This is a genomic window from Thermodesulforhabdus norvegica (genome assembly GCF_900114975.1).
Classification (GTDB): Bacteria; Desulfobacterota; Syntrophobacteria; order Syntrophobacterales; family Thermodesulforhabdaceae; genus Thermodesulforhabdus; species Thermodesulforhabdus norvegica.
This window is the reverse complement of record NZ_FOUU01000002.1, coordinates 477,722-500,633: the sequence shown is the minus strand read 5'-3', so window position 1 is coordinate 500,633 and position 22,912 is coordinate 477,722. Positions and strand designations below refer to the sequence as shown.

General features: G+C 54.6%; 23 protein-coding genes. 7 read left to right on the top strand and 16 right to left on the bottom strand.

The window, feature by feature from the left end; translation table 11 throughout:
* Positions 1–117 precede the first annotated feature (117 nt).
* The 15 genes from BM091_RS05900 to BM091_RS05835 all read right to left on the bottom strand — a co-directional run bounded on the left by BM091_RS05900 (position 118) and on the right by BM091_RS05835 (position 15,728).
* Positions 118–855 carry a carbohydrate-binding protein gene (locus BM091_RS05900; protein WP_093394196.1) on the bottom strand — a complete coding sequence of 246 codons (738 nt, stop codon included), beginning with the start codon at positions 853–855 and terminating at the stop codon, positions 118–120.
* Positions 840–1,919, bottom strand: coding sequence for a hypothetical protein (locus BM091_RS05895; RefSeq protein ID WP_093394194.1), 1,080 nt, complete (start codon positions 1,917–1,919; stop codon positions 840–842). The genes BM091_RS05900 and BM091_RS05895 overlap by 16 nt, the downstream gene beginning before the upstream one ends.
* Positions 1,916–2,764 (bottom strand): hypothetical protein, encoded by an 849-nt coding sequence (locus BM091_RS05890; protein WP_093394193.1) that lies wholly within the window; start codon positions 2,762–2,764, stop codon positions 1,916–1,918. Before BM091_RS05890 ends, BM091_RS05895 begins: the two co-directional genes overlap by 4 nt.
* Positions 2,764–6,528: a hypothetical protein gene (locus tag BM091_RS05885; RefSeq protein WP_093394191.1), complete on the bottom strand. Its 3,765-nt coding sequence runs from the start codon at positions 6,526–6,528 to the stop codon at positions 2,764–2,766. The genes BM091_RS05890 and BM091_RS05885 overlap by 1 nt, the downstream gene beginning before the upstream one ends.
* 2 nt (positions 6,529–6,530) lie before the next feature.
* Positions 6,531–6,896 (bottom strand): hypothetical protein, encoded by a 366-nt coding sequence (locus BM091_RS05880; RefSeq protein WP_093394190.1) that lies wholly within the window; start codon positions 6,894–6,896, stop codon positions 6,531–6,533.
* Positions 6,896–10,549: a phage tail tape measure protein gene (locus tag BM091_RS05875; protein ID WP_093394188.1), complete on the bottom strand. Its 3,654-nt coding sequence runs from the start codon at positions 10,547–10,549 to the stop codon at positions 6,896–6,898. Before BM091_RS05875 ends, BM091_RS05880 begins: the two co-directional genes overlap by 1 nt.
* Position 10,550: 1 nt before the next feature.
* Entirely contained in the window at positions 10,551–11,279 is a 729-nt protein-coding gene (locus BM091_RS05870; RefSeq protein ID WP_093394187.1) for a phage tail tube protein, read from the bottom strand.
* Between the two features lie 12 nt (positions 11,280–11,291).
* A complete protein-coding gene (locus BM091_RS05865; protein WP_093394185.1) occupies positions 11,292–11,714 on the bottom strand; it encodes a phage protein Gp37 in 423 nt (140 codons plus the stop codon).
* Positions 11,714–12,118 carry a gp436 family protein gene (locus BM091_RS05860; protein ID WP_093394184.1) on the bottom strand — a complete coding sequence of 135 codons (405 nt, stop codon included), beginning with the start codon at positions 12,116–12,118 and terminating at the stop codon, positions 11,714–11,716. Before BM091_RS05860 ends, BM091_RS05865 begins: the two co-directional genes overlap by 1 nt.
* A gap of 1 nt (position 12,119) precedes the next feature.
* Positions 12,120–12,596: a cell wall hydrolase gene (locus BM091_RS13880; protein ID WP_177193541.1), complete on the bottom strand. Its 477-nt coding sequence runs from the start codon at positions 12,594–12,596 to the stop codon at positions 12,120–12,122.
* A complete protein-coding gene (locus BM091_RS13875; RefSeq protein WP_177193540.1) occupies positions 12,575–12,862 on the bottom strand; it encodes a hypothetical protein in 288 nt (95 codons plus the stop codon). The genes BM091_RS13880 and BM091_RS13875 overlap by 22 nt, the downstream gene beginning before the upstream one ends.
* 62 nt (positions 12,863–12,924) lie before the next feature.
* Positions 12,925–13,197 carry a hypothetical protein gene (locus BM091_RS13870; protein ID WP_093394181.1) on the bottom strand — a complete coding sequence of 91 codons (273 nt, stop codon included), beginning with the start codon at positions 13,195–13,197 and terminating at the stop codon, positions 12,925–12,927.
* An 11-nt stretch (positions 13,198–13,208) separates the two neighbouring features.
* Positions 13,209–14,084, bottom strand: coding sequence for a Mu-like prophage major head subunit gpT family protein (locus BM091_RS05845; protein ID WP_093394179.1), 876 nt, complete (start codon positions 14,082–14,084; stop codon positions 13,209–13,211).
* 12 nt (positions 14,085–14,096) lie between these two features.
* Positions 14,097–14,513, bottom strand: coding sequence for a hypothetical protein (locus BM091_RS05840; RefSeq protein ID WP_093394177.1), 417 nt, complete (start codon positions 14,511–14,513; stop codon positions 14,097–14,099).
* A 12-nt stretch (positions 14,514–14,525) separates the two neighbouring features.
* The gene (locus tag BM091_RS05835) at positions 14,526–15,728 is read right to left on the bottom strand and encodes a phage protease (RefSeq protein WP_177193539.1); all 1,203 of its coding nucleotides are present in this window, start codon (positions 15,726–15,728) and stop codon (positions 14,526–14,528) included.
* 159 nt (positions 15,729–15,887) lie between these two features.
* Between BM091_RS05835 and BM091_RS05830 the strand changes: the two genes are divergently transcribed.
* The 7 genes from BM091_RS05830 (at position 15,888) to BM091_RS14530 (ending at position 21,988) form a co-directional block, all read left to right on the top strand.
* Positions 15,888–16,100 (top strand): hypothetical protein, encoded by a 213-nt coding sequence (locus BM091_RS05830; protein WP_093394174.1) that lies wholly within the window; start codon positions 15,888–15,890, stop codon positions 16,098–16,100.
* Between the two features lie 5 nt (positions 16,101–16,105).
* Complete coding sequence (locus BM091_RS05825) at positions 16,106–16,582, top strand: DUF1804 family protein (protein WP_093394172.1); 477 nt, start codon at positions 16,106–16,108, stop codon at positions 16,580–16,582.
* Entirely contained in the window at positions 16,579–18,141 is a 1,563-nt protein-coding gene (gene terL / locus BM091_RS05820) for a phage terminase large subunit (RefSeq protein ID WP_093394171.1), read from the top strand. The genes BM091_RS05825 and terL overlap by 4 nt, the downstream gene beginning before the upstream one ends.
* A complete protein-coding gene (locus tag BM091_RS05815) occupies positions 18,142–19,737 on the top strand; it encodes a DUF935 domain-containing protein (RefSeq protein ID WP_093394170.1) in 1,596 nt (531 codons plus the stop codon). It abuts the gene before it with no gap.
* On the top strand, positions 19,721–20,890 hold the full coding sequence (locus BM091_RS05810; protein WP_093394168.1) for a phage minor head protein: 1,170 nt from the start codon (positions 19,721–19,723) through the stop codon (positions 20,888–20,890). The genes BM091_RS05815 and BM091_RS05810 overlap by 17 nt, the downstream gene beginning before the upstream one ends.
* Positions 20,891–21,052: 162 nt before the next feature.
* Positions 21,053–21,529 (top strand): phage virion morphogenesis protein, encoded by a 477-nt coding sequence (locus tag BM091_RS05805; protein ID WP_093394167.1) that lies wholly within the window; start codon positions 21,053–21,055, stop codon positions 21,527–21,529.
* 132 nt (positions 21,530–21,661) lie between these two features.
* The gene (locus tag BM091_RS14530) at positions 21,662–21,988 is read left to right on the top strand and encodes a S24 family peptidase (protein WP_143083103.1); all 327 of its coding nucleotides are present in this window, start codon (positions 21,662–21,664) and stop codon (positions 21,986–21,988) included.
* A gap of 240 nt (positions 21,989–22,228) precedes the next feature.
* On the opposite strand, the gene BM091_RS05795 is transcribed toward BM091_RS14530, so the two are convergent.
* Entirely contained in the window at positions 22,229–22,810 is a 582-nt protein-coding gene (locus BM091_RS05795; protein ID WP_218148816.1) for an ABC transporter permease, read from the bottom strand.
* Positions 22,811–22,912: the final 102 nt, after the last annotated feature.

The following is a 22,912-nucleotide window of genomic DNA, read 5'->3' as shown; positions in this document are numbered from 1 at the left end:
TTGCACGATGCCCGCCCGGCACATCAAGGACAGTTTCGGTCTCTTGCACAGCCGGGATGGCCAGTGTGATGTCACGACCGTCTGCAGGAACAAGGGGCTTGTGCAGGTCGAACGTGATCATCGTATAATCCTTGCATCCTCCGTGTGGGTAAATGCCTGCACGAGACTCATGTGTTCCGCCAGCACGGTCTGCATCGTCGTGATGTCATAGACCAGCACAATGCGCGTGTGTGCGGGATCCAGAAATGCAATACTCTTGACCACAGCTGAAGCAACATTTGTGATTTCGCTGATGTCGGGGATGTTGAGCGTTACTGCATAACCGTCCTCTATGACTGACAGCAAGCCTGTGATGTCAATGCCGGCCACGGCCCAGTTACGAACTGCCTCCCATACCACTGTGCCGTCGTTTACCTGATTACCCTCCACTTCGGGCCAGACGGGTTCGCTGCTGCCAGATGTGCCTGCCTGGATGCATCGATAGACATAACCGTTATATGATGATGCTCTTACGAGATTGCCTACGTTGTACGTTACGGACGGCACCCATATTTGAGCCAGCATCGCGCTGTCATACGTAGCCGGGAACTCAACGCACTCCCAAGTAATGTCATTATCGATCACGGTCTGCCCAATGTCGGAGGGCCATGCCGGTTCGGACGATCCGGACGTACCAGGGCTAGTTGTGCGGTACACATACCCATTCCATGTGGCTGGCCTAACATACGCCATCGCAGGATAGGCCTCATTCGGCCGCCATTCTTCGGGTGGCGCCAGGATAGTGAGGTATGTCGCATCAGCCGCCACAGCATTGAGCATTTGCACCAGATAATATGGATTCAGCCTCTCTGCCATATCACCGTCTCCTTGATTGGCGTGATCCTATCGCATGCAACAGCGTTATATCTATATGTGTCATAGCTGACGACACATACCTCATTGCATCGTTCCTCAAAGAAAATTTCAAACACACCTGAGTCCGGGCTCGACATGCCGCCACCTACGTAACGACCCGTTGCGCGGTCGTACACGGCAACCCTGCGGCGTGCAGGGTTGTCTCCTACCCTCACGCGGCCAGCAATGCGGTACCTCTCTACCGTGCTGGTACCGACTACGATGGGGCTTGTGTCGATGAGACCTGACGTCGAGTGCTTAAACAGGGCCGGTACCACCAGGACCCATTGTTTGCCTAACAATCCTTCGCGATCTCGCACGGCTATCATATCCAGTCCATACACTGTGCCGACACGCATGCTGTCGCTGTCGCCCGGCAAGTGAGCATCCACCCAGGCCTTATTGTTCGTCACCAACGGGACATATATGCCTGGCAGAATGTCCCACACCCGGTACGGTGCTTCATTCAATGGTCTATACGCTATCTCATGCAGGCATATCTTCCCAAGCGCACATAAACCCTCAGGAAGGGCGAAGTCGGTAAATGCATGGAACCACAGTCCGCCATCAACGTTATCATTGTCAGCATAGAGCTGCATTCCTGTGGGACAGTGATAAAGCATAAAGCTTCCGTCTGCGGCCACCAGATTTAATGACTTTTGTGTTCCAAGAGGTTCAGGACCATATGTTGCTGCGCGGCCATAAGCCAGATAGCCCATGCAGAACGACGCAACAACAGAGAGGTTCGTCTGCAGGGTGCATACGATCACGAAAGACTCGTCGCCGACCACATACCATGTAGAGCCGGCCGGACTCCCCCACGGTGTGTTGTTATCATCCATCGTGTACGTAAACGGAGCACCCTGTGGCCGGAGGGAGATGTGTGATACATCTCGCTCTACTATCTCCCAGCCGTAGCTTGCCACCACAACATCCTCCAGCAGATCCCATACATCCTGTGGCTGCGTCTTATCACCTGCGATATTCCACTCTCCGCTGGTCACCTTCGCCTGCACCCAGCTCATTCGTCCATCCTATATTGCGTGGCATTGAAGACGGCCGCATGCAATCCGGCATCGCCAGTACATATTGTTATGAGATATGCTACGCCAGCATATGATCTGACGCTGTACGGAATGTCTCCGCATAACGTCTGCAACGTCTGCACCCTATGATACGGAGCCAGGAGTCCTGGCAGAAACCCGACGATGTTGTATTCATCGTCTTCCGTCACGAAACATCTGGAGCCGACAATCGGGCCATCTACAGTCGGCGTCCAGCTGGTGTACTCCAGAGAAGGCAGGCAGCCAACCCACCACATCCGCTCAACGCCGTCATCGTCGATGAACGACTCGTGAGCCATTCTGTACATGAGGCCGGTCTGCCTCTCATGCGTATCTCTGTACGCAGTACCCTTGCTACCGTGTCGCAGGCTGTACCCCCCCCACCAATTCAATACAGAGCGACGCGGGACGAAGGGATCGAAGTCGCCCACAAAGGACACACGCCTGAACTGCTCGTCCTGTGCACAGGACATAAACCAGACACTCGTATCGTCTGCGACGACGCACCAGTGGTGTGGCACGATATCAACCAGCGTTTGCCATGTTCCCGGACCCAGGATGCTGCCGTCACCGGGATCATATGCACTCACGATGCGACACGATACGTCGGCGTTCCCGTCGATGCGGAACTCCGCAACACACCTCGAACCACCACCCTGCATCATAGCGAGCACATCGCTCGTCCTTCGCAATACGACCCACCCGGCATCGGCCAGGCATGTCTGCAGGATATTCAAGACATACTGGGCGTTCGTAAGTGCACCGTGGATGGTCGTGTTATTGTTTGTATATATCTGCGCCGGCATCAGTTCGCATCACCTCGGATCTGTATCGTGACACTATCCTGCTGCCCATATTGAGCCCCGGGCAGGATGGTGCGTGCAACCCAGATTGGCGCGTGCGCAGCGCTGGTGTTGAACCGCAAGCAGTTTCCAGCTGCCCACCCCATACCCCAACCGCCTGATCGGATTATGAAATACGGCTGTGATGTTGCCGGGTTTATCGGTGCACAGTCGGATGCTGTGTTACCGTTAGCAATCACGCCGACCGTTTCGCCAGCCACGTAGAAGTCAGTGCTGGAGGTAAACACTATCGCCCACCTCTCCTCTATTGCCCCGTCATTCCACACTTCGATGGGGTAGTTGACTACATCGTAGTTGGCTGTAGTAGGGTCGCCTATTCTGGTATCAGACCATTCACCCGTCCAGGATTTTTGTGTGAACACATTGTGCACTGCGGCCTGCAGTGCGCCGGTCACCAATGCGCTGGAAACGTAGGTAGCATAAGCGGGGTAACTATGCCGCAGAGCAGGAGTGAATCGCAGCAGGCCAGTGATGTCAACTTGCGTCAACAACACCATATCTTCCCTGCGATGTATTGCCGTGAACGGTTGTACATAGATCGACAGGTCTGCACCGTCATTGAATGTCACGACGCCGTTGGCCTTATCCACCGTGTACAACGACAACGGCAGTACTGCATTCTCCTGGTCTCGGAGCTCGACGTAGTCTATGTCGCCCCGCGACAGCGTGACCTGGTCGCCCGGAGAGACGGTCGGCAGGACATCAGACAGGGAGTGATGTACTATGGCAATGTATCCCTCACGATAAATGGGCACCTTGCCGTCAGGCGGCAGTCTCGTAGGGTTTATACCGATCAAGTCAGCATCCAGCGGGATGTCTGTGTCCAATACGCATGAATATCGCAGGGTATCAGTATCTACTGCCTGAGGTCGCAGGACCCTATCGTTTACTTCGTCGACATTACCAACGTCATACCACACCTCATCTACATATGCCGACGCCGGCGACATCCATGTCCCGAATGCTATCGTGACAACGCCGGTGCTGTAGTTGACGAAACCGTAGGCGTTGGAGTGCACGATCCGACCATCTGTGCCGGCTGTGACGTTGATTTCCGTGCCGTCAAGCAGCGCAGCTACGATGTTGAGGGTGCCCGGCCTGAGCTTCCCCGGGATGCGGAAGATCAAGGACGTGGTGACCTGCTTGTCAGTGGTAGTGAGTGCCCAGATACTGACGCTGTTGCTCCGGCTGTTTATCGCCCAGGTATCCATCGTGATAGTGCCCGAAGACTTGTCGACCGTCCCGCACGCGATGAGAGACTTACCGTCATCGGCATACCGGTACACGGTGCCGAGACGGTCCCAATACGTCACTCCATCCAACGTAATCGACACCCCTCCCTCGACCAGTCGCCGTGAAAAGCCAGCATTCGCGTGCAAGACCAGGCTACCTCCGACGGTCTCCTCCACGTAATTCGCACCCTCCGTGGAGTAGTAGGACACCTTGACAGGATAGCCGAGGTCAGGCACGACAGGATACGTACGCTGTTCGACCTGTGTGTACGAATAACGTCGCGATGCTTCTTCGGTGAATAGGTGATTGCTGAACGTGATATAATGCTGATCCTCGTCCTCCCTCATTTGCCAATCATAATATCCCCCGACCTTTACATGCACATTGGTCTCCCAGTCGGGGGCGAACTGTATCGCGCCGGTGTTGTAATCGATCGATGCCGATACCGGCGTGCGCGCCATATCGGACAGGTTGCCGGCACCGTCGTCGCGCAGGTGTCTGAGCAGTCGTGCCGTGTTGAGCGCCGTAACGGCATATCCTCTCTCTACGGCCTCCTGGTCCATACCGTAATCTTGAGCGCCTACTCCACGTCTCCACCACCAATTCCACACCCACAGGCGGGGCCACTTCTCTGTTATAGTCCAAGCGTCGGTATACTCGTTTATTCCCGTGATCACAGCATTGCCGGCATACAGTATTCGCAACGAACCGGGCACAATGGGTTCTTCCACGTTGATATTCACATTTCCGTTTCCGTCCAACGTCAGCCCCGTGAATGTTTTGACGGTTGCAGACCCATAGTTGTACGCGAGATCAAAAGTAGTTCCTGGATCCGGCAGTTCGTCAGGCCATAGGGTGATCACACCCTCTGCATACTGTATCTCACCGGTACCGCCGGTTCCTGTCAGATTGCCGTGGCCGTCGTCTGTTAGTGTGTAATGATTCTCGCCGACTGTCCAAGAAATGCTGAATGTGCCCGGTGCAATGTCGCTGTGCCCGGCATAAATGATGAACTGAGCAACATCGTGGGCTTGCTGGCCTGCGGGTGGATTATCGGTGCTGACGACAGCACTGAACACATCCGACGCCACGCTCCAGTATGCAATGATCATAGATCCGACATCCGGCAACGCACCACATGTGATGGTAATCGTGCCGGTCTGATAATTGATCGTACCTCCACCAGCGCCTTCTACCAAAGGGATAAGTGCGCCATTGCAGTTATCGACGAGACGGTACCATCGCTCCTGGCTACGATAATCTACTATCACAGAGCCGACCGTCGGCGGCGGCTGCAACGTCATAACCCACGAGTATCCTTGATTGTTCGGCCCTACGATCCTGGCGTCTGTGTATCGTACCCAGGGACGCATAAAGCCTGGCGTGAATGTTATCGTGATTGACGACGTGCCGAGCGTGGGCACAGACGTGTAGGTGATCTTACCGTCAGCATAAGAGACGAACCCTTCCACCTGCCCGTTACGCATGAGATTGCCCAGACCGTCATCGGTCCATGTGTATGTAGACCGCGTGATGCGCAGTGTGCCGGGACTGATTATGCGACCGATGTCAAATGTCTTGCCCGAAACGATACTGTCAGATAATGTCAGTGTCACGCTACCATATGGGGCCTGGTCGGACACATCGTTTGCAAGATCCACATCAGCGAGTACGGTCTCTGACCGGTTCGTGGGCACCAACTGTGCGAATATCGAGTCCACCCGTATTTGTGTGTCGCCCTCTGCCGCGTCGGAGATCAAGCGCGAGATGCCGTAGTAATTGGTCCTGTCAGTTGCCACTGTCGAATAAATCCAGGATCGCAGATCTTGAGGATAAGTCGTTTCAACGACTTCGCCCCCAGTGTACGCATGCGAAAGCGGTGTGTATATCTCGCACGTTACGACACGTCGCCGAACTGTTACAGTGCCTTTATCCGTAGCGATCACAAATGTACGGACGACGTCATCCACGGATATCAACTTAACATATTCGTAGTGCAACACCTGGTCATTGACATCACGCTCCTCCAGGTACAGCACGGTCCCGAATTCCGGGGGGCTCGTCTGCTCAGGCTGGATAATCGTGATAGTCCGCATGCCATCTGGATGTGGCCCCCACAAGTACCCGATGTATCGCGGCCCCTGAACAATATACCCCTCGATACGATCAACAGCGTCAGCCCTCCTATCGCTCGGCGACCCGGTACTGAAAAGGAGACACTGCACTTTATCATCTGTAGGTGGCTCAGATATAATCACGTGAGACCCGTAGTAGGTCTCACGGCTATGCGTCATCACGGCCGGGAACACTTTGCGGAGATTGACGCGCCCGACGGTCGCCGCGATTCTATCGATATCAGGAAATATCGCATTAAGGGCACCATCAAGGATCTCCTCACCGGACATGCGACCACCGCCCTCATCGCTGTCATCCATCCGCTGTGATGCCATAAGTCGCACATCCAATACGTCCATAGCTACACCTCGACTGTGACAAATTTCAGTAAAACGTTATTCATCCACGGACCCGGGCCTATGCGGGATGCATATATCGGTTCGTCGTCATAGCGGAAACGTACGGTAAAAACCTGATCATCTATCTGCAGAGTCATATTCTGCCCTAGCTCGGCCAGCGCAATGAGCGCATCAAAGGTGCTCTCATCGATCCATGCGTAGTCCTCACCGCCTCGAAGAGTAATAGGCCTACCGGCCTGCCTCGTGGCCGAAAAGACTACGTATGCACCGCTGAGTGTGTATTTCCCTGTTTCTATTCTCGCCACCCAATACTGATCGACCCAATCCAGGTCGTCCGGCAATACTATGTCATTGAGGATGATCGCCATCAGCGTGCACTCCGCATATAGCGTTCTAACATAGGCAATATCTGCCTTCGGAAGATGGACTCCCAGAAAGCCTGATCTTTGAGCTTATCCATGCCGTCTGCACTGACCTGGATGTTGAATACGACCTCGCCGACGGCCGTCTGACGGGCTGCCGGTCGTTCCAAATCGCTGGGCTCAGGCTCACCCAGTCCTGTGCCACGTTGTCGTTGTTGTCGTTGCCATTCCCTGAACTTTTCCAGGTCACTGACTACGATAGCAGATCTACTTCTCTTTTCTTCTTCCTCCTGTCTTCTGCGTTCTTCCTCTTCTTCACGTCTGCGTTCTTCCTCCTCTTTTCGCCTTCTTTCCTCCTCCTCTCTCCGTCTCTCTTCTTCCTCCTCTCTCCGTCTCTCTTCTTCCTCCTCTCTCCGCCTCTCTTCTTCTTCTCGCTCTCGTTCACGATCCTGTTCGCGATCCCGCTCTCGTTCCCGTTCCTCCCCACCTGTCCCCACTCTCGGAGGAGGCTCCATGTAGTCCGGTGCTGTCGGTTGATAAGGGCCAAGTATGGACGCCCCGGCCATGCTCCCTGTGGTCATAGCGTGCCAATACATATACATAGCCGCAAGCGCATTGAGGGCAGACGTCGCCGCCGTCTCCATCAAACCAACCTGGCCTGCTACCTTTCTGAAGGCCTGTGCCGAAACATCGGCGTTGGCCTGGGATGCTTGCATCATCTGCTCGTAGAGACGCATGATGCCGTCTTGCTCGGCCTGAGTGCGGAGCATCTCGAGCGTAACTTTTGCCTGCTCCTCACTTACGGCACCGGCGGCCTTGACAGCCCGCTCGGCATAGATGGCGAAGGCTTCAACGAGTTCCCGCGTTGTAGCTTTCCCGGAGTCTCTGAGCTGCTTGTAGGCATAGTATGCCTCATCAGCCGAGCGCTGCAGTTCCTTCGCGCTGGTGATGCCCAGCGTCCTGTATGCCTCGCTTACTTCGTCGACGGCATCCTCCACGTCACGAACCCGTCGTTCTATCCGTCTGAGTGCAGCATCGATCTGCTCGGCCGAGACAATGCCATCGTTACCCAGTGCACGTATCGCTGACCGCAGTCTCTCGAGCTCCTGCCGTGTGTGCGCCTGGCTGGCCAGGCGTTCAAACCCGGCGACGATCTCATCTGCCGATGCCCTCCCGCTATGTGCCAGCTCAATGAGTAGCTGTAATAGGTCACCAAACTGTGATCTGACACCAGTAGCGACCTCCTCGACATCCACTCCCAGGCGCCTGAACGACTCGGCCACGGCTGCGTCGACGACCTTGCCGAGCTGTTCAGCTCCATCCGTCACGTATTGCAGGTGCGTTGTGGCCGTGGAGATGAATGCAGCCAAACCTTTGTCTGTCACGCCCTGAAAGGCATTGTTCAAATACTGTTGTATGTCGGCACCAGCCTTTTCGGCTGCCAGGTTGAGCTCGTCAAACCCCGCGGCCACGGCAGCGAGAGACTCCTGCGTGAAACGACCGGATGTCGCTACGGCCGCAAATAATGACTGAAATTGTGACGCCGCATTTTGAGCTCGCTGAGCTGAATCTGTGATTTGCTGCACCGTCGCGGATGCGGCCGCACCGACCGTCTCTGCCGCACCTTGTCCGACACCTGCAATGCTGCTAGCAGCAGCCTCCGCGGCAGCTGCTGTGTCTGAAACCGCTCGACGTGCAGCGTCTGCCGATCTCTGCATCGCCTGCTCTGCGGCATGCGCGGATTCCTGGGCTCCCTCTGCCGCCTCTCTGTGCAGATCGTCGAAGATGGCCCGCATTTCGGCCATCCGCTTCTCATGGCGCTGGTACACCTGTTCAATCGTATCGCTGGTAAATACTGCTTTAAGGCTCTCCCACCCTGTGCGCAGGTACTCCCATGCCGTGAGCAGGCCCTCCACCATGTACACGCCAGCCTGTCGCACAACAGTAAACTTTTCCGAGAGCCACTCTCCGATCTCCCACCCTGCGATCCAGGCACCGAAGACAGAGAACGCCAGACGCAACTTGCTCACATTGGCGATCGCGGCCCCAATCGGTGCGTTCATCGCCGCGATTTCTCCTGCGATCTGTGACCCGAGCCCTGTGGTGACGGCTCGCAGTGCAAGGAATGCTGCACGCAGACCTGCAATGGATGCCGCCAGAGTGCCAGCAATAGTGGCGAGCTGTGTCAGAGTCGGATACTTGGCGGTGAAATCGGCCACAGCATGCGTGATGTCAGCCAACCCTGAAGCGATCTTCGTAACCGCCGGCAGAAATGTCGTACCAATGTTGATCGCGATTTCTCGCAGAGAGTTCCACAGCAGCTGGATCTGCGCCTCCGTCGTCTGTACGCGCTGTCTGAACTCCTGTTGCATTGCATTGGTCGTTTTCTGCCGATCATTTACGAGCCCGAGGGCCTTCTCGTAGGAGTGCAACGATCCTACCAGCAGTGAGATGTCATCCTGATATTCCAGGCCAAAGAGCTTGGTAATAACTTCCGCCTTACTTCGGCTGTCGAGACGATCAAGCGTCTGTAAGAACTCCAGAAGAGCCTGCTGTGGATCCTGCCTGATTCGCTCAGCGAGTTGTCTCGCATCTATACCGAGCCTATTAAGGGCCGCTTGAAACTCCTTCGACGCCACATTCGCCGTTTGCAGCTTTGTGAGCAACGCATTGATAGCAGTAGCAGCTACCTCCGGGGGTCTGCCGAGCGCAATCAGCGCATCAGCAAGGGCTGCAGCTTGTTGAGCTGTGAGGCCGAACTGCTTGGCATTGCCGCCTATTCGTGTCAGGGCTTCGACGATCTGCTGCTCCGATGCAGCGGTGTTGTTGCCAAGCACGTTGATGGCGTCGGCAAGGGTACGCGCCTCATCCAAAGTTAACCCGAATACGTTTTGCAGTTTGGCGATGGCGGTCGCTGCATCCTCGGCGCTCATGTTGAACGCCGTGGACATCTCGGCAACCATCCGGACAAATTCAGCTATGTTGTCAGACTGGATGCCAAGCTGACCGGCAATTTCACCGATTTTAGCGAGCTCGGTCGCTGACATGGGGACAGTGCGCGTGAGCTCAAGAATCTGCTGCGCAAGAACCTGTAGCTGCTCGCCAGTGACCCCTGTCGTCTTGGCCACGCCTGCCATCGCGCTCTCAAAGTCGATGGCAGCTTTGACCATGTAACCCACGCCGGCGCCTGCCCCCGCTAATGCGGCCAGCTCGGCTTTGGCAGCCGACAGGGCATCGGCCACACCCAGGGCGCTCGACTTGAGCTGACGTATGCGCTTGTCAGCCTCCAGCGTTGCGACAGCGAGCTCATGCTGCGATAGCGTCCCGGACTTTTTCAGCGTCTGAAGGGCATCTTCGACTTCTCGTATTCGTTTCTTCAATTCATCCGCCGGGACGAGTCCGAGGATGTCCCTGGCCTGAGCGACACGGTGCAGCGATGCATACGTATGCAGGAGTTCGCGAGTCTCACGGTCGACGTCGTCCGTGATCTTGCCCGTTCGGATGAGCTCGTCAGCGAGTTCCTCGAACGCACGTATTTCCGTATCGCTCTTCCCGAGGTCTGAGAGGAGCTTGCGGAACTCTTGCTGAAAAGCCCGCAGTGCCGTAGAGGCGCTGCGGGTGTCGGCTGCTACCCGTATATGAAGCGTATGATCAGCCATATTATTCTACAGGCAGCACAATATAGGGCTCCGTATAACCAGGTGCCGTCAGAAGCAGCCCTTCTAGCTCCAGTTTTGTGAAGTCGTCCGATAGAAAGTCCACTGGCGACTTGGGACTAAGCTTGGCCCACGGAGCTTCTATAATGCAGTCTTTGCCCGTCACACGATTTTTTCCATCGAATTTGATCGCACATTCGATCTCTGCAACACGCGATGCACGTATGATCCTGTTTGACAGCGGTGCATAGGTATAGGAAACCTTCAGAGTTTCTCCCTCAGTGATCGAGCCGCCTGGCAGGCAATAGATCATTCCAAGACGCGGGTTGATCTTATAGTCAATGTCCAGCACATAGGTCGTCGTCCCGTTCTGGTCAGTCACGACCACATCGGATATGTTTCTATGCTCCAGATCGATCCAGTATTCTAATGCAGCCACCACTACCTCGTCACTTACCGTGCCGGAGTCCGTATCTGTATCCACCAACCCTCGCAGGGCTATCGCAAGCGTCTCGACATCTATGTCATCCCAGACCATAGATATCTTGGCTGGACGAGGTAGCGCCAGTCGATCCAGCGCCTGTCCATACGTGTCGCGAGCTTTTGAATACCGCACTTTTACTTCTGAGTCTGTCTCGTCGATGATGAACGACGGTGCATTCGCGACCCTGACATATTTCTTATTCATGTCACGGTCTATAAGGATCGTCCCCTCACCGATAAAACCTGCCATCTTCTAACCTCCTTATCTTGTCTTAACCAGCTTTATTTCATATTCCGCAGCGCATACGACAATCTGCTTTGCAGCAGACAATATGAACTCTCTGCTGCATTGCGCAGTGCCAAGCCCCTCGAGATACCGCATGTGCAGTATCTCTCTGACCCTGTCCATGATGCCGTATGCGCCACGCCGTGCATCCACCTCATCCCTTAAACTTCTGTCACAGACCAGAATTGAGACCGAAACCGTGACATAATCAGCCCTGTTTGCGGTTTCGAACCTCGATCCGTTCCAAACAACAAAAACCGCCGGCAGTCGTTGCACCTGCCGCCTCACATCCTCTGCGCCCAGTTTCTCTGCGTAGCTTTCGAGGGTAAGCACCCCCTCCGATTTCAAAGTTTCCAGAGCGGCCAGGAAAGCATTTTCGATGTCAATAATGTTAAACATCAGAAGTCCCTCATCGCACTGCTCGTGAAGCGCCGCTTTTCAGAAACATAAGCAACGCTGCCCCCTGAAGCCTCTCCAATTGTGATCCGGCCAGATGCAATGCGATCGAGCAGCTTCAGAGCGTTTTGCTGCCTCAACACCCTGTTCTCCGGAACTGCATCGCCGCGCCTGCTGTAGAGGTTATAAATCGCTAGGTCCACCGCCAACTGACGGATGACGGTCGGAACCGGATCGAAGGGCACCGAATATCGCCCGGCACAATATGAATCTATGAGGGAACACGCATCAGATATTGCGCTTTCGACTACTGCCGTATCTATCGTCTCCGATCCTTCATCATCTGTTAGCTCGACGAGCTCATGCTCGTCGAGCATGTGTCGTATGTCGTCAATTGTACAGTACATCTCAGGCCTCACCCAGAAATATGTGTTTGCCGATGTGGGCCCTCTCCGTGAGGCGATGAGCCCAATCCGGGCAGAGCTCGGAGAAGTACAGGCGTTTTGTGAGGTAGTGTGTCGCACCGTTTGTCGGGTCGCAAAGCAGGCCGGCCATGACGCCCACCGCCACCCACCAGCACTGCCGCACCCCCCTGAGCCTGCGGAACATCTCGTCCCACCGATCCACGACTTGCTCGCAAATCGGACGATTCGGGTCATAGGGGTTCCAGCACGAAAACTGGAAGGGTTGTAAAACAACCTCCCGTGGTGTCATGTTTCGCGTGGCGGATCGGTTTCGTATGACGAAGGCCACCGCAACCTGGCCCTCCAGCGACTCGCCTCGGGCTTCGCCATATATCGTTGCGGCCATGTAGCGAGCATCTTCGCTCACGTACCAGTCCCTTATAGCGAAGCCCATGTCTTTCAATTCTGCTCGGCCTTCCACTTCTGGACTGACATTTCGATTGCAAGGTTTATAAGGTCCGCTGCCACCATCCACTGGGCCTGCATTGTGCGCTCTCTGATCAACTGCGCTGCTCTGACTCGTTTTTCTTCTCCGCTCAAGTTTTGATCCCCCATTACTCGCACCGCTTCCAGGGCGATCGGGAGCAATCGCTCCAGCTCTGACGCGATCCCCCTTGCGAACAAGGCCCGCAAAAAATCGCCCAATGCGCCCAAGCACCGAAGCAACCATGCTCGTATTCTCCCCATAGATTTCCTCCCGGCAGGTCACGCCGAAATAGGCTCCCCTCACCTCATATTGCTCAGTGCCCTCATCTATCGCCACCAGTGGATACCCGCCCGGCGCGCAGCACCACCGGTCGCCTCGTACGGAAGCGCAGCAGGATGTTGCCGCAAGCAGCAAGACCGAGAGCAAGAGCATCGATCTCCTCGCCCGTGACGGGCAGTTCGTGCCAGAGCTTCGCAAGGACGTCGAAACAGAGCACGAGCACGTTGAACCAGATCGTTTTGCTTGTGTACCAGCGCTTGTGCTGGGTGATATCATGGCCCACATCGAAGATTTCCTTAATGATCCGGAGCCACATCTCATGCCTCATCAATCCAGCCAGGGCACGACCAGCAGATCCGCCGTGCCTCGCCAGACATTTGTTGACCCGTTAATTTGTTCGCTGCTCAAAATCTCTCTCGCAGCCGCTTCATTCGACGGACCGACAACAAGCAAACTTGGTCGAATGTCCAGCGGCACGCCCTCCTCGTTCTTGTAGGACTGCATTGCCGCCCTGGCCGCCTTGTAGTTATCGACTGTAAGATCAGCTTTACTTCCGAAGGCCTGCTGCCAGAAGCCGTACCCGGCGTTTCCGCGGTAGTCCACGCCGTAGAGAAATTCTCTTCGTGTAAAAACGTTGTAGTCGTCAGGGCTGTCCATTGCCTGGAATTCCGGCTCTCTGCGTATCTGCACGATGAGCGGCTTCAGCGGCTTCGTGACGTCGAGCAGGAACCAGGGATTTCCCGTGCCATCCTGGAAGTTCGAATAGGTGGTCTTCCCGATCTTGTGCTGATCGCTGAAGAATGGCTTGCCGTCATAGCACTTCTCTGTGAACCCGTTCTTCAACAGCCCGAAAACCAGCATGTCCGGGTGCTTCTTCGCAGAGTCTGCAAGCTGCTCGATCATGGGCACATAAACGCCCAGGTTGTCGTCTTCAATGTCGTCGCGATCGATACCCACCGTGCTTTCAAAGTTCTTATTCTTGATCGAGTAGTCGTAAGCCGCGAGGTTCCGCACCTGACGCTCGCCGATCCATTCCCGCAGCATCGGAAATGAGCCGAGCCACTTGTAGTCGTTTTGCTTTGTCGTCGAAGGTACTCTAGTCGCAATCCGTTCCCAAAATGTTTCTGTTATCTCAAGCCTCTGCTTGAAGATCGTCTTGAAGTTTACGTATATCGCCTGCAGCGTTTGCTGATTGATGACCATCCGCCCCCCTCCTTAGTTCGTAAATTCTACCCAGACGCCTTCGTCATCGACGTCGAAGACCTTGCCCGCCACGGAGCGTGTCCCCGTGCCGTCCGTCTTTGCCACCGTCTCGTCATCAACGACGTAGCATTGTGAGCCGATATCCGTCCTGGTGATTGCGTCTGTGTCTGCCGAGTTTCCGTAGCGAAAGATGCCGCGACGGACCCTTACCGTCACATCTCCGTTCTGACCGCCCGAGTTGTCCACGTATTCCTCTGCCCTCCCGACAGCGACCAGGCCCGTTGCAGTGCTCCCCGGCTCGGCATAGCCGTTTTTCAGCACCACCAGCCCCCCGGCATAAATAGTTTTGCCAGCGGCAACCGGGAATTCTCGTAGAAATGAATAGCTCGGCACCACCTGTGGAGTGTCTCTATCTGCCGTTAAAGCCATTTATTCCCCTCCTTAGCTGGCTGCGTGTTTTGCTACATCTTCGGGCTTCAGCCCGAGCATCCTGCAGACCTGAAGTGTTGCATCGTCAAGCCCGTGATTGTTGTCGTCCTGAGAATCTCTGGCCTGCGGCACGGAGAGCTTTCTGAAGTCATAAGGGCTTGAGTTTATGAGCTCTTCGAGAAGCTCCTTTGAATTCAGCCCGAGCTTGATTGCCGTCTCCTTCTGGGCCGGAGCGAGTTTTCCGTCTGCAATTGCCTTCTCAACCAATTCGTTTATTTCCCTCTCAAGCTCCTTCTTCTTAAACTCTTCAAGCTCCCCTTTTAGCTTGTTAATCTCAAGCAACGCCTGATCTCGCTCCGTCTTCACCGCATTGAGCTCCCTTTCCAGCGTTTCGTTTCGCTCTTTTAGAGCGTTTATTTCTCTCTTCAGATCATCATTCATTGTGCCCTCCTTTTTGTTCAGTGCCGGAATGGCCGGAATGTTTGGAATATTCGTGAGCCCGACGCTCTCGAGCTCAAGAATCCGCGTCCCCTGACTCCAGAACGCAGGCGATAGATACCTGTATTCCCTGCTCTCCACCGCCTGTTTGCCTGCCTCGGTCAGCTCAAGCAGGGCATATATGCCGTCCTCCTGCACTTCAAAAGAATCGGCCAGGAACCAGCCGGCCGCCCTTCCGTCTGATGGGTAGTCGTAAGTCCTGTGGTCAAAATCCAGCACTATATCCACGCCGTTAGCCTTTATCTGCTCAACAATCCGCTCTGCGTCGTCTCTTTCAAGAATCCAGTACCTGCCGTCTCTCCCGCGAACTTCGCCCAGAGGCAGCACCATCACCGGTCTGCCCGGCTCATAAGCATTGAACTCCAGGCTACCGCACCTGTTCTTCTCTTTCTCTGCGTCAAGCATCTCCAGCAGCTTCCCGGAGGCCTCGAATATGTCCTCATGGCCGTGCTGAGCCGATCTTGAGCGAATCGCCCGGAGAGCCGAGCGGTACAGCTTCCCGCCCTTCCCGAAAGGGTATTTGTAATGTGCTTTGGTTTCAGCATCTGCCTCCGGGTCAACTCCCAAAAACCACTTCCCGTACCGCTCCCAATCCGGCGGATCGCCGAGCAGTTTGTTTTCGTCCTCCGTTGTGAATGACCATTTTGACGACTGATCTACCTTCCCTGCCTCAATGAGGCTCCTGGCATGCGAATAGGCCTTGCGGTTCAGACGCATACTCTCCTCCTTGTTGTGCTGATTATAGCCCTGTGCAAAGCAACAACATTGTGAGCCTGCACAGGATGAGACACTTTCTGCACAAGCATTCGTTTTTCCTGAACAAACATCGCTGACGCTGTTATATGCTAAAACGAGACAGGCAAGGAGGGAGGCATCATGCATGAATGCAAGTATGACAACGTGCTCGGACGAATCGAGGCAAAACTAGAAGCCATGCACGAAGACATCGGTGAGCTGAAGATAGACATGCGGGAAATCCGTGGTCGCGTCCGATACCTGGAAGGCAAGAGCCTGCTCATGGGTGCGCTCGGAGCAGGACTGTCAATAACAGCGGCAAAGCTTAAAGCCGTGATTGAACTCCTGAAATAGGGATCATGGGATCGAAAGCACAGATTGCCCGGGAACTCTACACGAAAGACGGGCGCTCAATAGCGGACATTGCCCACACGCTCAACGTGAGCACTCGGACCGTTTACCGATGGAAAAAGCTCGACCTTAAACGCGGCATCGACTGGGAGCGCCTCCGCATCGAGCACGACCTGGACGAAGAGACCTACCGCAAGAAACAACGGGCATTCCTGATGGCCATCTTCGAAACGCTGGACCGGGATCGTGACCTCATCCACGCATGCGACCCCGAAAAGCGCCTCGAAATCATCGAAAAATACACTGCCATCTATCACAAACTGATGAACGCTGCTAGAAAAGCAGAACCAGAACTCGCCCAGGTCGAAGTCATTCGAAAGACTGTCGACACCATAGCTACATTAGCAGCCGAAAAGGGACGGAAGGATATCGTCGAATTTCTCATCGACGAACTGGAGGAGATCAAGCGGAGGGTCGCACAGTGAGGCTACAGAGACGGCTCCTCAACGAGAAATTCGATCTGCTCAAGCAGAAGCTGAAACAGCTTGAGGCTCTCTCGGACGCGGAGCGTGAAGAACGGATACTCCGGGCAAAACATGATTTCGCCTTCTTCGCCAGGACTTACTTCCCCCACCTGCTTGAGGCTCCGCCAAGCGCATTTCATCGTTTTTTCTTTGAAAGGGCTCAGAACATCAAAGCAGGCGATCGGATCCTCATTGCCGCCCCTCGCGGGAATGCAAAAACGACACTTGCAAGAGTTTTTCTTGTCTGGTGTATCGTGTCGGAGAGAATTCACTTCGCCATTCTCATATCCGACACAATAGACCAGGCAAAGAACTCCCTTGAGGCCATAAAAATCGAGCTTGAAGAAAACCCCCGACTTTCAAAAGACTTTCCCGATGCCACCGGGCCTGGACATACCTGGCAGGCAGAGGAAATTGTCACTAAAAACAGGATCAAGATTAAAATCTACGGCTCGGGCAAGAGAATCAGGGGCGCAAATTATAGAGGCTATCGTCCTGAGCTGATCATTTTAGACGACCTGGAAAACGACGAAAACGTCCGCACAAAAGAACAGCGTGACAAGCTCCAGAACTGGTTCGAGCGGTCCATTTTGTTTCTCGGACCACCTGACGGCTCCGCCGCATATCTCTACATCGGCACGATCCTGCACTACGATTCCCTGATGATGCGTCTCAAAAAACGGTCCGACTTTGAGTTTCACAAGTTCAAGGCATTGATCAGTCTCCCGAAACGCATGGACCTGTGGGAGAGATGGGAGCGCATCTGGCGTGAGGACAAAGAGGCAGCACGCAAATTCTACGAAACACGACGTGAAAAAATGGATAGCGGCGCAGAGGTGCTCTGGCCCGAGGTGCAACCGCTTTACGACCTCATGTGCTACCGTGCCGCATCCCCGACTACATTTTCGGCCGAAATGCAAAACGAGCCGCTCGATGAAGAGCAGGCTGTGTTTAAGAATTTCTCATTTTACGTGTCACAACGCACCAAAAACCTCGTCTGCTACGGCGCCGTCGACCCGGCGCTCGGAAAGCGTCGCGGTGACTTCACGGCCATAATCGTCGTCGGGCGCGAGCCGAAGACCGGGAAGATCTACGTGCTCGAGGCCGACATCGGCCGCTACGATCCCGTGAAGACGATCGACAGGATCATCCGCTTGCAGCGGAAATACCGCTGTGTCGGGTGGGGCATCGAGGCCGTGGCCTTCCAGGAGCTCTTCAAGACGATTCTGATCGAAAAATCCCTCGAGGCCGGCACGCCCGTCCCGGCCGTGGGCATCAAGAACCGAACGGCCAAGGAGATCCGCATAGAATCCCTCGCGCCACACATCGAAAACGGCGTCATCCTCTTCGACTCACGGCAGACGACACTCCTCGACCAGCTCCGCTTCTACCCCCTTGCCGACCATGACGACGGCCCGGATGCCCTTGAGATGGCCTTCCGCCTCGCCTACACCGCAGCGCCAATGGAATTTAGAGCAACACGACACGGCCCATCGTGGCACACACGGAGAGGGTTTTAAATGCGAACACCAACGCTGTACGATTTCGCCGGGAACCCGATCAAGAAATCGTCGCTGACGAAAGAACAGGGCGCGCCGGAGATATCCGGCGTCAGGACCTACGGCGAGCTGATGCCGGCGGGAACGCCATCCCCGGCAAGACTCGCCGCGATACTCAAGGCGGCATCGGCAGGCGATATCTTCGCCCAGGCACAGCTCTTCGACGACATGGAAGAGCGGGACGTGCATATATTTTCTGAGATGTCAACCCGGAGGCGAGCCATCACCGGGCTGAAATACGAAATTCTCCCCGCTGACGACTCAAAACAGGCCCTGAAAATCGCAGAGTTCGTCAGCGCAGTGCTGCACTCTCTTCAGGACAGGCAGAACGACATCGCAGAATGCACATCCGTCCCGGCGCTGGTCTTTGCCCTGAGCGATGCTATAGGAAAGGGCCTGTCCTGCACCGAGATTATCTGGGACATATCTGGCGGCCAGTACGTTCCGGCCTCCATCGTCCACAGGCCGCTTCAGTTCTTTCAGTTCCACCCAAAGCGGCCGTCAGAGCTCAGACTCCGTGATGGATCATACGAAGGAGAAGAGCTCATTTCAGGCAAGTGGATGATTCATTTTCACCCATCTCGAAGCGGCTCGCCCTACCGGGCGCCGCTCTACCGGGTTCTCGCCTGGCTCTTCGTTTTTCGAAATTACACATTACGGGCCTGGGTGCAGTTCATCGAGAGCTTCGGCATACCCATCCGCATAGGCCGATACCCCCTGGGATCAAGCGAAGCCGACCAGAAGCTCCTGCTTCAGGCCGTGTCGAACATTGCGGCCGACGCCGCCGTGATCCTCCCGGAGGGCATGGATGTGGACATCATCAACGTTGCCAGGTCTGCAGCCGGGAACCCGCAAATGGCTTTTCAGGAATGGTCGGAAAAGCAGATCAGCAAGGCCATCCTGGGCACATATATGACCGGAGAAACAGGCGGAAGTTACGCAAAGGCCCAGGTGCTGAATGAGGTGAGGCTCGACATCCTTGAGTCTGACGCGTCCCTTATAGAGGCAACAATAAACAATCAGCTCATACGCCCGATCGTACAGCTCAACTTCGGTCCCGATGCCCCCGTGCCCTACCTTCAGTTCGAAATCCCCAGGCCGGATGAGCGGGAAAAGGACGTGAAAGTCCTTGAAACCCTTGTCAAGTCTGGATTCACGGACATCCCGCTCTGGTGGATACGTGAGCGCTTCGGCATACCTGCACCCGAGCAGGGCGATGTGACGCTCCGTGACCTCCTGGCCGGCTCGCTCCCGCAGCCGGGACGCCAGCTCCAGCGGAAACAGACAAACCGATCAGACGACAAAATACAGGCCCAGCAGGCCGAAATCGACGCACTGATTAAACGCCTCGGTGAGGCGGAAGAGATAGGCGAGGCCATGCGGACCCTGCTTGAGCCCGTCATGCAGCTCATTAACGATGCTGACTCCTTTGACGAGCTCGGCGAGCGGATCGCAACGGCTTACCCGGAAATGAACGGAGCAGAAATCGAGCGTATTCTTCAGAAGGCAATTTTCTTGAGCGAACTCTGGGGACGAATAAATGGCGATACTGCTTGATGCCTTCAAGCTGGAGCCGGAAGAAGCTGTCAAGTTCTTCCGCCAGAAGGGCTTTGAAATCACCTTCTCCTGGCAGGATCTCTGGCAGGAGGCTCACGCTAAGGCCTTCACTGTGGCCGGCGTAATGAAAATGGACATCCTCATGGATATCCGCGACGCCGTCGACAGGGCCATATCGGAAGGCAAGACCTTCCAGGAATTCAAAAAAGAAATCGAGCCCATCCTGCAGCGCAAGGGCTGGTGGGGCCATGACCCCGTAACCGACAAGTGGATGGGCACGCTCTGGAGACTCAGAACCATATTTGCCACGAACATCCTGTCCGCCTACCAGGCCGGCCGCTACTGGCAGATGGCGGCCGTGGCCGCCCGAAGACCCTACTGGCAATATCTCGCCGTCCTCGACCGCAAGACGCGGCCATCCCATGCGAGGCTTCACGGAAGGATATTCCCTGCCAATGACCCCTTCTGGGACCACTTCTATCCGCCGAACGGATGGAACTGCCGCTGCCACGTCCGGAGCCTCTCTCGAAGAGAACTCGAACGCTACGACCTGGAAGACCGCGTCGAATCTTCCGAAGGCAGGCTCACCACGAAGACCGTCCCTCTCAGCAAGCGCCGTGGATCAACGACGGAGGTCGTGGAATTCGACGGCATAAGCCCCGATCCGGGATTCAGCTCTAATCCCGGCAAGACGGTGTGGAGGCCTAATCTGGACGAATACGAACGAGAGATCGCAGAGCGCTATGTCACAGAATCCCTGGAGGGGCCAGACTTTGAGAGATTTTTCTTCGGCAAATCACGGGGCAATTTCCCCGTTGCCATATTTGCTGAAGAGTACAAAAAGGCAATCGAAGCGAAGAGCCAAGTTGTGCTTCTAAGTGACGAAAGCCTTGCAAAGAATATTAAACGCCATCCGGAACTTAAAATCGACGATTATCGCAGCCTGCCACAAATCATAGGCGATGCTCATCTTGTTGTGCAAGATGGAGAGCGCACTCTTGTCTTCTACAAGCGGGGGAATAAGATATATTACGCAGTTGTGAAGGCTACAAAGAGCCGCCGAACACTGTTTCTCACATCATTCAGGCTTGCTTCGCACAGCGACGTAGAGTCGATACGCAAGAAGGGACGGATAATTTTAGACAGATTATGATAAAAAAGGGAAGCCCCGGCCTTCCCGGAGAATCTGTGTGGTGGACCCCCTCGCCCCACCGTTTTTTGCGTGCCGGGGACACGCTCAGCATATCGCCGGGGGATTTTACCACAGACCCATAATAACTATAATTTGCTGAGCGGGAAAATCAAGGAGCAAGGAATGATAACGCTAGAAGTCGATGACAGGGAAGTAAAGGACCTGCTGGCAAAATTGCAGGCCAGAATGCACAACCTCCGACCCGTCATGGAGGAAATCGGCGAGCTTATCGTCTCTTCCGTGATCGAAAACTTCGAGCGGGAGGGCCGATATGCCGAAGAAGGCTCGTGGAAAGGTGGATCGAAAAGATGGAAGCGCCTGAGCCCCGTGACAGAGGAACTCAGGCGCAGAAGAGGCCACTGGCCCGGAAAGATCCTCACAGAAAGCGGCAGGCTAAGAAGCTCCATTCATTACTCTGCAGGCTCGAACGAGGTAACCGTTGGCACCAACGTCGTCTACGCCGCCATCCACCAGTTCGGCGGTAAAGCCGGCAGGGGTCATAAAGTCGAAATCCCCGCCCGTCCCTACCTGGTCGTCCAGGATGAGGATCTGGAAGCAATCGAGGAAATCATAATCGACTACCTGATCAATCTTGATTGACTTTGGCAAGGTACAAGGGAAGGCCAACCTACCAATACCTGCGTGACATTACCAAAATCTTGTGCTATAATTGGAGGTGAGAGGTGAAAAGAGCGATGGTTGTTCGAGTGACCCAAACAGAATTTGAACTTGATGACGGCAGGGTATATCAGCATCCTGTTGCTTTGGACTACGTTCCTACGGTCGAGGAGTTTCAGAGCATCTATGACTACTGGGCTACCATGTTTGAGCAAGAATTCCTCAAGGCTGGAAATAAAAAACGGAAAAATCTATCTGGTCAGGTTGCCAGATGGCGCCATATCCGTGAAACGAGTGGTCCTTCTCAAAGAAAACCAACGCCTCCTTTGCCAATCCGACAACCCAATTTACGAACCCTTCGAATTCAACATCGACCCAGCAAAAGGCATAAAGTGGTACATCCTCGGCCGCATCCGCTGGGTAGGACGAGAAATAGACTAATCCCACCCATGAAACCGGGATCAATGTTTAGTAACGTTAAACACCAGACCCCATTCGTTTTTCGCATTTTAAGTGTCAAATTTTGCATTTTAAATGTCAAAAACCGCCAAAAAACCGCAATTTTTCGCATATTACCACTTGGCAATATACTATCATTAACATGTTGAAATCACTTCACAATCGCCACAAAAAACCGCCTGCACATCTTTCGCATTTTGCGTGTCACATCACAGTTTTTGTTTATTGTCTAAAAATAGCTTTCTGCTGACGCCTTGTGATACCCTGCAGAATGCGATCCAATATCATGGCTATGAACAAAATCCCAAGGCCCGATTCAACGCCAACCGCCAGATTCACCCGTTGTATACTGTACAGAATCTTATACCCCAGTCCACCTGCTCCTATCATGGCGGCAACCACCACCATGGAAAGGGCCATCATCACCGTCTGGTTTACACCGGTCATTATGGCGGGAAGAGCAAGGGGCAACTGTATTTTTACAAGCAACTGCCATGAAGTTGATCCAAAAGCCCTGCCGGCCTCTACGACTTCCGGATCAACCTGCCTGATTCCAAGATTCGTTAGCCGCACCATAGGCGGCAATGAAAAGACCACCGTGGCAAGAACGCCCGGCACATTACCAATGCCAAACAACATTATGGCGGGAATAAGATACACAAAGCTGGGTATCGTCTGCATACCATCAAGGATGGGCCTTATAAAAGCATCGAAGCGATCACTTCTGGCCGCCAATATGCCCAGAGGAAGCCCAAGAACCACGGATATAAAAACCGAGGTAGTAACAAGGGCAATCGTGCTCATCCCTTCAGACCACAGCCCGAATGATCCCAGAAGAAAAAGGCTTGCAGCCGAAAAAAAAGCCGTTTTTCGCCCTGACAGAAACCATGCTATCGCAAAGACCGC